This window comes from Sanguibacter antarcticus (assembly GCF_002564005.1).
GTDB lineage: Bacteria > Actinomycetota > Actinomycetes > Actinomycetales > Cellulomonadaceae > Sanguibacter > Sanguibacter antarcticus.
The window spans coordinates 2,429,010-2,442,819 of record NZ_PDJG01000001.1 but is presented as its reverse complement, the minus strand read 5'-3'; the positions used below and the strand labels follow the sequence as shown (position 1 = coordinate 2,442,819).

Here is a 13,810-nt window from a genome sequence, read left to right as displayed (position 1 = left end):
CCGGGGCCGCGCGCCGTCGCACGGTCTGTGCCCCGTGGCCGCATAGGCTGGGGGCATGTATGAAGGCGTGGTCCAGGACCTGATCGACGAGCTCGGGCTGCTGCCCGGGATCGGCCCCAAGAGTGCGCAGCGCATCGCGTTCCACCTGCTCGCGGCAGACGGTGGCGACGTCCGGCGGCTCGTGGACGCGCTCACCGAGGTGAAGGCGCGGGTCCGGTTCTGCGAGATCTGCGGCAACGTCGCAGAGTCTGAGGAGTGCCGCGTGTGCCGCGACCCTCGCCGCTCGACCGCGGTCATCTGCGTGGTCGAGGAGCCCAAGGACGTCGTCGCTGTCGAGCGCACGCGAGAGTTCCGCGGGCGGTACCACGTGCTCGGCGGAGCGATCAACCCGATCGACAACGTGGGACCTGACGACCTGCGGATCAAGGAGCTCCTCACGCGCCTCGCCGACGGCGTGGTGCAAGAGGTCATCCTCGCGATGGACCCGAACGTCGAGGGGGAGGCCACGGCCACCTACCTCGCCCGCCTGCTCGGCCCGATGGGGTTGCGCGTGACGCGCCTCGCGTCCGGCCTGCCTGTCGGTGGCGACCTCGAGTACGCCGACGAGGTCACGCTCGGGCGGGCCTTCGAAGGCCGCAGGGTCGTCGGCGGCTGAGCCTCCACGGTCAGAGAGCAGGACGCGCACGTTCGCGCGGCACCCCGTCCACGGGGACACTGGAGAGACGACGCGAGGCAGACCTGGCGCCGTCCGGAGGCTTGGAGAGCTGTTCATGACTGACGAGACCACGCTGGAGAACGGTGCGGCGGGCCAGGTGGCCGCGCAGGACGCAGCCGACCTGCGATCCGTGGCTGCCGCCGTGGTCCCGCAGGCCAAACGGTTCCTCCAGACGTGCGCCGAGGTCGCGTCCGGCGGGGCCCCGGACGCGGCGATCCCGCTGCTGCTCCTCGCGACGTCGGACATCCTCGGTGCTGGTGCCCGCCTGGGCGCGATGATCGACGTGGTCCCCTCCGAGCGGTTCGAGCCGGACGCGGGCGAGGAGATCGACCTCGACCCGTTGCGTGTTGGCCTGGCGAAGCTGCTCGAGGGTCTCGACGAGTACGTCGAGGTCATCGACCCGGTGCTCGGCCCCGACCTCGGGAGCGCGAGCCTCTCGGCCGACCTCGCGACCATCGCGTCGGCCCTGACCCAAGGGCTCCAGCACTACGACGCCGGGAGCTCGATCGAGGCCCTGTGGTGGTGGCAGTTCTCGTACCTGTCGTCGTGGGGCGAGCGGGCGGCGAGCGCGCTGCGCGTCCTCCAGCTCATCCTCGGGCACCTGCGCCTCGACGTCGCCGACGATGTCGCCGCCGAGGCGGAGTACGACGCGCTCCAGTCCTGACGCGCGACCGCTCAGGCGATGCGCGTCCCGCGGGCGAGCCGTCGCTGCGGGATCCGGATGCGACGGACGGTGAGGTACACGGACCCGGCGCCGAGCAGGACGTAGAACACGAGCCCGAGCGGCCACACGGGGGCGGTGGACGGGTCTGTCTGCTCGATCCCGGAGATCTCGGCCGGGCACGAGGTGCTCGGTGCTCCCTGGCCGGCGCGCATCTCCCGGACGCTGTCGCGGATCGCTGCGAGCGGGTCGGCCCCGTTCTCGCCGAAGGACTCGCCACCGGGCGAGGCGTCGGCGATCATGACGAACGGGTTGACGGCGAGGAGCCACCAGGTGCGCTCGGTGTGCACCTGGCTGGTCTCGTAGGTCTGCCACTCGCAGGCGGTGACCTGTCCGGTCTCGGAGTCGAAGGCCGAGGCCTGCTGGACCCGGACCGTGTCCTCGCTCGTCATGGGGATGAGGGTGAGGAGAAAGAGGATGAAGGAGAAGAACGCGAGCCCGGCGACCGTGAGGTAGGAGAGCATCGTCGACCCGCTCGTCTTGGTGACGAGAGAGGACAGCGCGAGGCTGAACGCGCACACGACCGCGAGGACGAGGCTGAGGAGCGCGAGCGTCGTCACGACCGCCAGGACGGGGACACCGCCGGCGAAGAACGCCCACACGATGAAGGGGATGCTCACGGCGAGGAAGGCGAGCGCGGCGGACCATCCGGCGAGAAGCTTGCCGAGCGTGATCTCCAGGGGTGTGAGGAGCGTGACCTGGAGGATGGCGAGGGTGCCTGCGTTGCGGTCGCCGTTGATGGCGCTGGAGCTGAGCGTCGGGGTGACGAGGAGCCCGAGGAAGAGGATGAAGAAGACGTTGAGACCGAAGATCAGCGGGCCGGTCTTGATGTCGCCGTAGGTCGACCCGAAGGACGCGGCGGTGCTGATGAGGACCGAGATGCCGCCGACGACGACGAACCAGACGACGAGGGCGGTCTTCCATCGGGTCGAGCGGATGCGTTGCGTGAGCTCGAGGCGTGCCACGGTGCGCACGCCGTGCCACGAGAGCGACCAGTCGCCGCGCTCTGCTGGGCCGGTGGGCGGTGCACCGTACTGTCCGGGCGCCGGTGCGGGCGGCGGCGAGCCCGGGCCGTAGGGCCCGGAGCCGGAGAGGGGCGTCGGGGCAGGTGGGTAGGTCACCGGCGCTCCTCGTCGAGGGAGAGGTAGGTCTGTTCGAGCGCGCCGCCCGAGGGCGCGAGGGAGACGACGGGCACACCTGCGGTGACGCTGTCGCGCAAGATCCGGGACGCGGCTTCCTCGCCGGCGAGCTGGAGGACGAGCGAACCGTCGGGCTGCTCGACGAACGGGACAGCGACCGACCGCAGCCACGCCTGGAGAGGCTCGGGGGTCATGGCTCTCATCCGCCAGGTGCGATGGGCGGTGCGGGCCTCGGCGACGGACTCGCTGGCGACGGTGCGCCCGTTCGAGACGAAGACGGCGTCGTCGACCATCTCGTCGAGCTCCGCGAGGATGTGGCTCGAGACGAGGACGGTGGTGCCTGTTGCGGCGATGGTGCGGACGAGGGCGCGCAGCTCGATGCGCGAGCGCGGGTCGAGTCCGTTGGCCGGCTCGTCGAGGATGAGGACGGACGGGTTGTGGACGAGCGCTCGTGCGAGGCCGAGGCGCTGCTTCTGCCCGCGCGACAGGACGTGCGCGGGCTGGTCAGCGAGGTCGTTGAGGTGCACGGTCGCCAGGAGCTCGTTGGCCCGCTCCTTGGCGTAGGCCGCCGGGAGCCGGTAGGCGGCGCCGGACGTCTCGAGCACCTCGCGCGCGGTGAGAGAGTCCCACGTCCCGAAGACGTCGGGCATCCAGCCCACGCGCGAGCGCGCCGCGTAGTTCTGCGTCACGGGGTCGAGGCCGTCGATGAAGATGTGGCCGGCGTCGGGGACGAGCAGCCCGGCGAGCATGAGCATGAGCGTCGTCTTGCCCGACCCGTTGGGGCCGATGAGCGCGGTGACGGAGCCGCGCCGGGCCAGCATGTGGACGTCCTCGACGGCGCGCACGCTCCCGAACGTCCGTCGCACGCCCTGGGCGATCACGCCGTACTCGGTCGGTGTCGCGACCGGTGACGCCGTGGGCACAGGAACGAGCACGGGTGGGGAGGGCGGCTCTGCACTCGTCATGGACCGAGAGTAGCGAGAGGTCCCTGCGGTGCGTGCGCCCCGCGCCGCGAGGGCGCTCTCCGGTACCGTCCGCCGTGATACGAATTGCCGGTGGACGGTACAGGTGTAGCGGTCGGAGGGCTTGATCTCGGTGCGACGACGCTCGTCGCGCTCGTGGTGGCGGGCTTCGCTGCGGGCTGGATCGACGCGGTGGTCGGGGGCGGTGGGCTCGTCCAGCTCCCGGCGCTCCTGCTCGTCCCGGGTATCACGCCGATCCAGGCGCTCGCGACGAACAAGCTCGCCAGCATCATGGGCACCTCGGTGAGCGCGGCGACGTACTACCGCCGCGTCGGGCCTGACCTGCGGACTGCTGGACCGATGGCGCTCGTGGCCTGTGCCGGGGCTTTCGGCGGTGCCGCGCTCGCGTCGCAGATACCTGCCGACCTGTTCACCCCGATCATCCTCACGGTGCTTGTCGGCGTCGCCGCGTACACGTGGTTCCGGCCGTCTGTCGGGAAGAGCAGCGAGCTGCGCTGGGAGGGCAACGGGCACCGCTGGGCCGCAGCCGGGATCGGGCTCGTCATCGGGGTGTACGACGGCCTCCTCGGGCCAGGCACCGGGACGTTCCTCGTCATCGCGCTCGTGAGCATCCTCGGCTACGCGTTCCTGCAGGCCTCGGCCCTCGCCAAGATCACGAACCTGGCGACGAACGCGGGCGCCCTGATCTTCTTCGTCCCGCACGGGTCGGTGATCTGGGCGCTGGGCCTGTGCATCGGCGTCGCGAACTTCTGCGGCGCCTACCTCGGCGCGCGGATGGCGGTGGCGAAGGGCAGCGGCTTCGTGCGCGTGGTGTTCCTCGTCGTCGTGTCGGCGCTCATCCTGCGGCTCGCCTGGCAGCTCGTCGTGCGCTGACCACCCAGCGGGTCCGGGATGCGGACCCGCGACGCTCGCGACGCGCCGCGGCGTACGATCGTGGCTTCGGACAGCACCTGGTGGACGTTTAGATCAACGGGACCAGCACAGTAACGGAGCATCTCGATGGCACTCATCGTGCAGAAGTACGGCGGCTCGTCAGTCTCGGACGCCGAGAGCATCAAACGCGTAGCGAAGCGGATCGCAGAGTCCAGACGAGCGGGCAACGACGTCGTCGTCGTGGTCTCGGCCATGGGGGACACGACCGACGAGCTCATCGACCTCGCCCGGCAGATCACGCCGCTGCCCCCCTCGCGCGAGATGGACATCCTCCTCACCGCGGGCGAGCGGATCTCGATGTCGCTCCTCGCGATGGCGATCAACAGCCTCGGTGTCACGGCAAAGTCCTTCACCGGCCAGCAGGCCGGTGTCATCACGGACGCCGTCCACGGCAAGGCTCGCATCGTCGACGTCGTTCCCAGCCGCATCCGGGAGACGATCGAGAAGGGGTCCGTCGCGATCGTCGCGGGATTCCAGGGCGTCACGCGCACGACGAACGACGTCACGACGCTCGGCCGCGGCGGCTCGGACACGACTGCGGTCGCGCTCGCGGCGGGGCTCGGCGCCGACGTCTGCGAGATCTACACGGACGTGGACGGCGTCTTCACCGCCGACCCGCGCATCGTGCCCAACGCCAAGAAGATCGACCGCATCACCTATGAGGAGATGCTCGAGATGGCGGCCTCGGGCGCGAAGGTCCTCGTCCTGCGGTGCGTCGAGTACGCGCGCCGCTACGACGTCCCGATCCACGTGCGGTCGTCCTTCTCCGGCAAGTCCGGCACGCTTGTCACGAACATCCCTCTGGCCGTCGAGGCCGGACCGAGCGAGGTAGAGGTAGCGATGGAAGCCCCGATCATCTCCGGTGTCGCGCACGACCGCAGCGAGGCCAAGATCACGGTGGTCGGTGTGCCGGACGTCCCGGGGACGGCGGCGCGGACCTTCGAGGTCGTCGCCGGCGCCGGCGCGAACATCGACATGATCGTCCAGAACGTCTCGGCAGCCTCGACGGGGTTGACCGACATCTCCTTCACGCTGCCCGAGGGCGACGGCCAGCTCGCGATGACCGCGCTCAACGCGGTGCAGGGCGAGATCGGCTTCGGTTCGCTCCAGTACGACGACCAGATCGGCAAGGTCTCGCTGATCGGTGCGGGCATGAAGTCGCACCCGGGCGTCTCCGCGAAGCTCTTCGGGGCGCTGCGCGACGCCGGGATCAACATCGAGATGATCACCACCTCGGAGATCCGGATCTCGGTGGTCACGCGCGAGGACAGCCTGGACGACGCGGTGCGCGCGGTCCACTCGGCGTTCGGGCTGGACGGTGACGGCGAGGCCGTCGTGTACGGAGGGACAGGACGATGAGCGAGACCCTGAGCACGAGCGGCGTGAGCGTCGCGGTCGTCGGCGCGACAGGTCAGGTCGGCGCGGTCATCCGGCGTCTCCTCGACGAGCGCGACTTCCCGGTGCGGAGCATCCGCTTCTTCGCCTCCGCACGCTCTGCGGGCAGCACGCTGCCCTGGAAGGGCGAGGACGTGGTGGTCGAGGACGCAGCGACCGCCGACCTCTCCGGCATCGACATCGCGCTCTTCTCGGCCGGGGGAGCGACCTCGACGCTCCAGGCTCCGCGCTTCGCGGCTGCCGGCGCGGTCGTCGTCGACAACTCGTCGGCCTGGCGCATGGACCCGGACGTCCCGCTGGTCGTCTCCGAGGTCAACCCGGAAGCGATCGACGAGGCCCGTAAGGGCATCATCGCCAACCCGAACTGCACGACGATGGCAGCGATGCCCGTCCTCAAGCCGCTCACGGACGAGGCGGGGCTCGAGCGACTGATCGTCGCGACCTACCAGGCGGTCTCCGGCTCGGGGCTCGCCGGTGCGAGCGAGCTCGAGACGCAGGCACGCGCCGGCGTCGAGCAGGACCTCGTCGGCCTCGTCCACGACGGCCGTTCCGTCGCGTTCCCCGACCCCGTGAAGTACGTCAAGACGATCGCATTCAACGTCGTCCCGGTGGCGGGCTCGATCGTCGACGACGGCTCCGAGGAGACGGACGAGGAGCAGAAGCTGCGCAACGAGTCCCGCAAGATCCTCGGGCTCCCGGACCTCGCTGTCGCGGGCACGTGCGTGCGGGTTCCGGTCTTTACCGGGCACTCCCTCGCCGTGCACGCCGAGTTCGCCCGGCCGATCACCCCGGACCGTGCGCGTGAGCTGCTTGCCGCGGCGCCGGGCGTCGAGCTCGCGGACGTGCCGAACCCGCTCGACGCTGCCGGCGTGGACCCCAGCCTCGTCGGACGGATCCGCGTCGACCAGTCCGTCCCCGGCGGGCGCGGCCTCGTGCTCTTCATCAGCAACGACAACCTCCGCAAGGGTGCCGCGCTCAACGCGGTGCAGGTCGCGGAGCTGGTCGCGGCGAAGGTCGCTGCTCGCGGCTGAGCCTCGACGACGTCCGACGATGGACCGCCACCGGACCCTCGGTGGCGGTCCGTCGTCGTCCGGAGCCGGGCCGCGCACTGTCCCCTCGGGAGTGCTTCAACGGGCGAACCGCGGTCCGGCTGCAGGGTCGCTGAGGAAGGCGAGCGTCCAGGTGATCCTGTCGCGCGAGGTGGGGGAGAGCGCCTTGGGGAGGTCGTCCAGACCGAACCACCCGACGGCGAGAGACTCGTCGTCCGCGACGTGGGCGGCGGACGCTTCGGCGGCGTCGAGCGGTCGGCAGACGAAGCACAGGTCGACGTACTGCGTCTGGTCACCGTTGGGGTACACGACCGGTCCGGTGACGCTCAGCGCCGAGAACGCCTCGACGTGCACGGTCACCCCAGTTTCCTCGAGCACCTCCCGGGCGAGGCCGACAGCGGGCTCCTCGCCGGGCTCGAGGACGCCGCTGACGACGGTCCACAGGGCGTCGTCAGCGCGCTGCGCGAGGAGGATGCGGCCAGCCTCGTCGAGGACGACACCGCTCACCCCCGGGAGCCAGAGCATGTCGGTGCCGATGTGTGCGCGCAAGGCGCTGATGAACGGCGGGACAGTCATGTCCAGAGCGTAGCGTCGCGCGGACCGTTCGAGGCAGCCGTGCTAACCTCGCACTCGTGACCGGAAATCGTTGGTATCAGCGCTTTACGCTGGCTCCTGGTGGAGTCGAGCGGGCGCGAGCCTGACCAACCTTCCACCCGGAGCCAGCACAGGGCCAGACGCACTCGCGTCGTGGCCCTTCGTCATTCAGACGGCGGCTCCGGACACCGGCAGACGTGCGCGGCTCCGTCTGATGCCTTCTCAGATTCGGAGCCCCACCTCATGCCTGCTGACCGTCCCACCCACACCGGTACCTCGCCCCGTGCGGACGTCCAGAGCGTCGACGCACCGAGCACCAACGACCTGCGCATCCGCGCACTCGATCCGTTGCCGGCGCCTGCGCAGATGCTCGCCGATCTGCCGCTGACGCGCGCGAGCGCCGATCTCGTCGCCCGCAGCCGCAGCGAGGTCCGCGACATCTTGCGCGGGGAGGACGACCGCCTCCTCGTCATCGTCGGCCCGTGCTCGATCCACGACCCGGAGGCTGCGCTCGAGTACGCGCGCCGGCTGGCCGTCGTGGCCCGCGAGACGGCCGCCGACCTGTGCATCGTCATGCGCGTCTACTTCGAGAAGCCGCGGACGACCATCGGATGGAAGGGCCTCATCAACGACCCTCACCTCGACGGCACCTTCGACGTCCACCACGGGCTCACCCTGGCGCGCGAGGTCCTGCTCGGTGTCCTCTCCGAGGGAGTCCCTGCGGCGTGCGAGTTCCTCGAGCCGACGAGCCCGCAGTACATCGCCGATGCCGTCTCGTGGGGGGCGATCGGGGCCCGCAACCCGGAGAGCCAGGTCCACCGCCAGCTCGCGTCGGGCCTCTCGATGCCGATCGGCTTCAAGAACGCGACGGACGGCGACGTCCAGGCCGCCACGGACGGGTGCGTCACGGCTGCTGCCGAGCACACGTTCTTCGGCATCGACTCCGCAGGCCGGGCGGCGGCGGTCGCGACCGCGGGCAACCCTGACTGCCACGTCATCCTGCGCGGCGGCCGCAGCGGACCCAACTACGACGCGGCCTCGCTCGCTGCGGCGCTGGACGTCGTGCGTGCGGCAGCGCTCGAGCCTCGCCTCGTCATCGACGCGAGCCACGGCAACTCCGGGAAGTCTCACGTCCGTCAGGCGGAGGTCGTCCGGGAGATCGCCGCGTCGGTCGCTGCAGGCGACGCCGGGACGGCTGGGATCATGATGGAGAGCTTCCTCGTCGCAGGCCGCCAGGACCCGGCCCCGAGCGGCCTGACGTACGGACAGTCCGTCACCGACGCCTGCATCGACTGGGACACGACGACCGAGCTCCTGCAGGGACTGGCAGCAGCGACGCGGGCGCGCCGCACGCTCGCCTAGGCTGCGTCAGCCGTTCAGCGCGTCGACCGCGAGCACGACGTTCGCTGCCGTCCACGCGAGCGGCGCGACAGCGGCCGGGCTGCCGTCGTGCAGGACCTTCTCCGGGAGCGAGCCCACGGCCGTGCGGTGCTCGGCGAGCCACCGGAGCGTCGATCGCGCGTACTCCTCACGGCCGCTGTCGGCGGCGGCCATCGCGAAGACCGCGGTCTCGGGCGTCCAGCTGATGCCGTCGCGCTTCCACCCCGCGCCGGGGGCCAGTCCCCCGGCGGGGCGCAGAAGCTCGGTCTGCGCGCGGTCGAACGCCTCGAACACCTCAGGCGGCGAGCCCGGGACGTAGGGCGGCAGGAGGAACGCGACAGACGTGCAGCGTTCGTCTCCACCGACGTAGCGCGGGTAGCCGTCTGGACCGAAGGCGCGGTGGATCGCTGTCGAGAGCCTGTCTGCGCCTCGGAGCGCCTCGTCGCGGCTGCGGACGTCGCCGAGGGCCCCGAACGCGGCGACGGCGCCGTACAGCCCTGCGAGCAGCGGTGCAGCGACGCCGAGCGTCAGCCGGGTCTCACGGACCTCCCAGTAGTCGGGAGAGGCTGGCGGGAGGTGGTCTGCGGTGTCGATGCTCGCCAGGACGAGGGCGAGCGAGCGGTTCATCATCGGGCTGATCGTCTCGAGGTCTGACCGCACGAGCATCGGGTCGCGTCGTCCGACGAGCCGGCCGCACGCCCACAGGACCCAGCCGACACCGTCGAGCTGGCGTTCGCGGTCGTCTGGAATGCCGAGCCCGTCGGGCAGGTAGCGGGCCTCGAACCACCCGTCCCGAGACTGCACGTCTTGGAGGAACATCAGGACAGCGAGCGCCTCGAGGTGGTGCTCTGCCGCGGACAGCGCGGCTGCGACGTGCGAACCGTCACGGGGCCAGGTGTACCTCCACTTCGGTGACCAGGCGGCGACGCTCGCCCCGTTCGGCATGAGGAGCGACCGGATGTCCAGGAGGGCCTGCTGAGCGAGGTCGGCGGGATAACCGGTCTCCTCGTCGGAGAAGGTCCATGACGCGCTGCGCCCGAGCCATGCAGCCTCCTCGTCGACGAGGCGTTCTTGCTCGAAGATGCCTGAGAGCACACGTGTCCCCGGGACGACGAGGCGGGCGCGGCCTGCGGGCACGAGCGTGCGGGAGCCAGGACCGTCGAACACGACAGACTCGGAGTAGAGGCGGATCGTCTCGTAGTCGATGCTTTGCCGGGTCGCCCACCCGGCGCCTGCGGCACCGAGCACTGCGAGCGTCGCGCCGCCGATGAGGACGCTGCGGCGAGTGATCCCTGGGCGTTCCTCGCCGTCAGGTCTGGTCATGCAGTGGGCTCCTGTGCTCGATCGACGCGATGCTGCCGCAGACCGGCTGCGTAGACGTGACCGGATGCACGAGAGGCCCCGACCGTTCGTGCTGGTCAGAGCCTCTTGTACTGCTGGTCGGGGTGACAGGATTTGAACCTGCGACCTCGTCGTCCCGAACGACGCGCGCTACCAAGCTGCGCCACACCCCGAGCTGCTCACCGCACGAAGATCACGAATGATCGTTCGCTGGGGAAGCCTGCTCAGACTAGCCGACAACTGCCCTCCAGACGAAACTGGGTCCCGGCGAAGCCCCGTGACGCGCCTGAGCGTCACCGTGAGGTGAGGGTGAGCAGCGTCGCCTCGGGTCGGCACGCGAACCGGACCGGCGCGTACGGTGACGCGCCGAGGCCCGCTGAGACGTGCATCCAGCTGGAGTCCTGGCCTCCGGGAGCGTCGGGGCGCGCCCCGGGCCAGCCGTGCAGCCCCTTGACCCGGCCCCGGTCGAGGTCGCAGTTCGTCACGATGGCACCGAAGAACGGCAGGCAGAGCTGGCCTCCGTGCGTGTGCCCGGCGATCGTGAGCTCTGCACCGTCTGCGTGCATCTGGTCGAGCACCCGTCGGTACGGGGCGTGGGTGACCCCGAGGCGCAGGTCGACGGCAGGGCCACCGGTGCTGGCTTCGACGTCGGGGAAGACGTCGCGGTCCAGGTGGGCGTCGTCGACGCCCACGAGGGAGATCCGGCGACCGTCAGCGACGACCACGTCGCGGCGGTTCGTCAGGTCCTTCCACCCGGCAGCCCGCATGGTGGCCCCGAGCTCGTCCGCGGGCAGCGGCACCGGCACGACGTCGCGTCCGGTGCCCCGGGAGTCCGGCAGCAGGTAGCGGACAGGGTTCTTGAACGACGGAGCGAAGTAGTCGTTCGATCCCATGACGAAGGCGCCAGGCAGTGCCAGCAACGGTTCGAGCGCGCCCAGCAGCGGGGCGAGCGCGTCCAGGTGCGCCATGTTGTCACCGGTGTCGACCACGAGGTCGGGACGCAGCGCAGCGAGGTCACGCACCCAGGCGATCTTCGACGCCTGCGACGGGACGAGGTGGATGTCGGAGACGTGCAGGACGCGCAGGTTGCGCTGGCCTGCAGGCAGCACGGGGACGGTCACCTCGCGGAGCGTGAACATCCTCGTCTCGAGGGTGGCCCAGGCCAGCCCGGCGAGCGCTGCCCCGGTCGCCAGCCCGAGTGCGGTCGCGGTACCGCGCACGGCGCTCAGCGGTCGTTCCGTCCGTCGTTCTGGCCGCCGTCTGTCGACTGCTCGTTGGGGACCGCAGGCTCGGTGGACTCCTCAGGAACCGTCGGGGTGACGGTCTTCGGCACGACGACCACAGGGGCCCGGCCGATCTGGGCCTGGGACACTGCCCCGAAGCCGATGTCGGGCGTCCCGGCGAGCGCCTGGTCCATGTACGTCTTCCAGGTCGGGGCGGCGATGGTCGAGCCCCAGACGATGGAGTACGGCACACCAGCGATGGTGACGTTGCGCAGCACGATGTTCTGGTTGTCCGGGTGGCCCATCCACATCGAGGTGGAGAGCGCCGGTGTGTAGCCGGTGAACCACACGTTGCTGTTGTTCTGCGTGGTCCCCGTCTTGCCGGCGGCCGTGTGCCCCGCGAGGGAGGCGTACTTCGCGCCACCGTTCGGGCCGATCACCTGCTCGAGGGCGTAGTTGACGGCGTTGGCTGTAGCGGTCTCGAGGACCTGTCGGCAGTTGGCCTGGGGGATCGGCAGCTCTTCGCCGTCACGGCTCACGGACGTGATCGCGATCGGCTCGCAGTAGACGCCGCCGCTCGCGAAGGTCGCGTAGGCGCTGGCCATGGCGAGCGGGTACGTCGACTGCGTCCCGAGGGTCATGCCCATGTTGATCTCGACGCCATCGACATACGTCTTGTTCTCGTCCTGTGCCGTCACGGCAGGTCGGAAACCGATCTGGGACGCGAGGCTCGCTGCGCCGCAGAGGTCGATCTGGCTGGACATCGAGGCGTACGCCGTGTTGATCGACTTCGCGGTGGCCTCGAGGACCGAGCGCTGACCTGTGCCCTGACCGTCGGCGTTGCCGGGGGACCACTCGGTCCCTCGGAAGTTCGTGCACGTGGTGCTCGTGAAGTCGTAGCCCGTCCACGTGCGCTTGTTGGCGTTGACCGTCTCCAGGAGCGTGTTTCCCTCCTGGAGCCATTCCGCGAGGACGAACGCCTTGAAGTTCGAGCCAGGCTGGAACCCGCTCGATCCGCCGTGCAGCTGGTCGGTGTTGTAGTTCACGGACGTCGACCCGGCAGCGGGAGACGGTGACGTCGAGTACGCCCGGTCCTGCGCCATCGAGATGATCTTGCCGGTGCCGGGCTCGACGGAGGTCATCGCGGCAGCGAAGCCATACTCGTTGTCCGCCGGGACCGCGGCGCTGATCGCTGCGTCGGCCATCGCCTGCTTGCTCATGTCGATCGTCGTCACGACGCGCAGCCCGCCGCGGTACAGGAGCTCCTTGCGCTCGGCTTCGGTCTCGCCGAAGACGGGGTCCTGGATGAGGATCTTCGTCACGTAGTCGCAGAAGTACGCGGCGCCGCCGGCGCCGGTGCACCCCTGGGTGAGCGGCTGGACGTTGAGGGTGTCCACGAGGGGGGTCGCTCGCGCGGTCGTGTACTCCTCTTTGGACACGTACCCCTGCTCGTACATGCGCTGGAGCACGAGGTTGCGCCGGCCCTCCGACTGCACCGGGTTGGCGACGGGGTCGAACGTGTTCGGTGCGGCGGTGATCCCGGCGATCGTGGCCGCCTGGAGGACCGTGAGGTCGGCTGCAGTCACTCCGAAGTAGTGGTTCGCGGCGGTCTCGACGCCGTTCACCGTGGCACCGAACTGGGCGATGTTGAGGTAGTTGGTGAGGATCTCGTCTTTGGTCCACCGCTTCTCGAGCGCGATGGCGAGCTTGGCCTCACGGAGCTTGCGCTCGATCGTCGGCTCCTTCGCGGCGATCACGCCGGCGTCGTCGCCCGCGGTCGCAGCCTCCTCGATGAGGACGTTCTTCACGTACTGCTGGGTGAGCGTCGATCCACCCTCCCGCGCACCTCCGGTGAGGTTGGTGACTGCGGCGCGGATCATGCCCTGCGGGTCGATGCCACCGTGGGAGTAGAAGCGCTTGTCCTCGGTCGCGATGACGGCGTTCTGCATGTTGATCGAGATGCTCTCGAGCGGCACGACGATGCGGTTCTCGACGTACACCTGGGCGAGGAGCGTCGTGTTGTCGCTCGCGTAGATGTACGACGCCTCGGAGAGCGTGCCGGGCTCGAGCTCGGTCGGGAGCTCGTCGAACGCCTTCGTCGTGCCGTTCGCCACCGCGCTCGCACCGGCCGCGACCGGGATGATCAGACCTGCGGTGAGCAGCCCGCCGATCATGGCCAGCAGCGCGAACATGAGCAGCAGCCCGAGGGCTTGGAAGATGTTGACCGAGTGCCGGGAGTGCGGGGCTTCGGACCCGTCAGTTCCGGCGAGGCCCGCACCGAGCGCAGAGTTGTCCATGACGACAGCCTACGTGAGGCGCTCGCGTGTGCTCCGGAGA

Annotated in this window: 12 protein-coding genes and 1 tRNA gene; 6 read left to right on the top strand and 7 right to left on the bottom strand. The window is 70.0% G+C overall.

The features are described 5' to 3' along the window. Window positions 1-55: 55 nt before the first annotated feature. Both recR and ATL42_RS11135 read left to right on the top strand, forming a co-directional pair. A complete protein-coding gene (recR, locus tag ATL42_RS11140; RefSeq protein WP_098455400.1) occupies window positions 56-655 on the top strand; it encodes a recombination mediator RecR in 600 nt (199 codons plus the stop codon). A 115-nt stretch (window positions 656-770) separates the two neighbouring features. Then, window positions 771-1,379 (top strand): DUF5063 domain-containing protein, encoded by a 609-nt coding sequence (locus tag ATL42_RS11135; RefSeq protein WP_098455399.1) that lies wholly within the window; start codon window positions 771-773, stop codon window positions 1,377-1,379. Window positions 1,380-1,390: 11 nt separating this feature from the next. Here the strand turns inward: ATL42_RS11135 and ATL42_RS11130 are convergent, their stop codons facing one another. Together ATL42_RS11130 and ATL42_RS11125 are read right to left on the bottom strand one after the other, a co-directional pair. Further along, window positions 1,391-2,557: an ABC transporter permease gene (locus ATL42_RS11130; protein ID WP_098455398.1), complete on the bottom strand. Its 1,167-nt coding sequence runs from the start codon at window positions 2,555-2,557 to the stop codon at window positions 1,391-1,393. Further along, a complete protein-coding gene (locus tag ATL42_RS11125) occupies window positions 2,554-3,540 on the bottom strand; it encodes an ABC transporter ATP-binding protein (protein ID WP_098455397.1) in 987 nt (328 codons plus the stop codon). The genes ATL42_RS11130 and ATL42_RS11125 overlap by 4 nt, the downstream gene beginning before the upstream one ends. Before the next feature lie 90 nt (window positions 3,541-3,630). On the opposite strand from ATL42_RS11125, the gene ATL42_RS11120 reads away from it, so the two are divergent. The 3 genes from ATL42_RS11120 (at window position 3,631) to ATL42_RS11110 (ending at window position 6,917) form a co-directional block, all read left to right on the top strand. Continuing rightward, complete coding sequence (locus ATL42_RS11120; protein WP_098455396.1) at window positions 3,631-4,431, top strand: sulfite exporter TauE/SafE family protein; 801 nt, start codon at window positions 3,631-3,633, stop codon at window positions 4,429-4,431. 126 nt (window positions 4,432-4,557) lie between these two features. Next, window positions 4,558-5,850 (top strand): aspartate kinase, encoded by a 1,293-nt coding sequence (locus ATL42_RS11115; protein WP_098455395.1) that lies wholly within the window; start codon window positions 4,558-4,560, stop codon window positions 5,848-5,850. Next, window positions 5,847-6,917: an aspartate-semialdehyde dehydrogenase gene (locus ATL42_RS11110; protein WP_098455394.1), complete on the top strand. Its 1,071-nt coding sequence runs from the start codon at window positions 5,847-5,849 to the stop codon at window positions 6,915-6,917. The genes ATL42_RS11115 and ATL42_RS11110 overlap by 4 nt, the downstream gene beginning before the upstream one ends. Window positions 6,918-7,013: 96 nt before the next feature. On the opposite strand, the gene ATL42_RS11105 is transcribed toward ATL42_RS11110, so the two are convergent. After that, a complete protein-coding gene (locus ATL42_RS11105) occupies window positions 7,014-7,511 on the bottom strand; it encodes an NUDIX hydrolase (protein ID WP_098455393.1) in 498 nt (165 codons plus the stop codon). Between the two features lie 261 nt (window positions 7,512-7,772). On the opposite strand from ATL42_RS11105, the gene ATL42_RS11100 reads away from it, so the two are divergent. After that, window positions 7,773-8,891 (top strand): 3-deoxy-7-phosphoheptulonate synthase, encoded by a 1,119-nt coding sequence (locus ATL42_RS11100; RefSeq protein WP_098455392.1) that lies wholly within the window; start codon window positions 7,773-7,775, stop codon window positions 8,889-8,891. A gap of 6 nt (window positions 8,892-8,897) precedes the next feature. Here the strand turns inward: ATL42_RS11100 and ATL42_RS11095 are convergent, their stop codons facing one another. The 4 genes from ATL42_RS11095 to ATL42_RS11080 all read right to left on the bottom strand — a co-directional run bounded on the left by ATL42_RS11095 (window position 8,898) and on the right by ATL42_RS11080 (window position 13,770). Next, window positions 8,898-10,232 carry a glycoside hydrolase family 15 protein gene (locus ATL42_RS11095; RefSeq protein WP_098455391.1) on the bottom strand — a complete coding sequence of 445 codons (1,335 nt, stop codon included), beginning with the start codon at window positions 10,230-10,232 and terminating at the stop codon, window positions 8,898-8,900. Between the two features lie 114 nt (window positions 10,233-10,346). Then, window positions 10,347-10,423, bottom strand: a tRNA-Pro gene (locus ATL42_RS11090). Window positions 10,424-10,543: 120 nt separating this feature from the next. Beyond that, on the bottom strand, window positions 10,544-11,470 hold the full coding sequence (locus ATL42_RS11085) for a metallophosphoesterase (protein WP_098455390.1): 927 nt from the start codon (window positions 11,468-11,470) through the stop codon (window positions 10,544-10,546). Between the two features lie 5 nt (window positions 11,471-11,475). Then, window positions 11,476-13,770, bottom strand: a complete 2,295-nt coding sequence (locus ATL42_RS11080; RefSeq protein WP_098455389.1) for a transglycosylase domain-containing protein — start codon at window positions 13,768-13,770, stop codon at window positions 11,476-11,478. Between the last annotated feature and the right edge of the window lie 40 nt (window positions 13,771-13,810).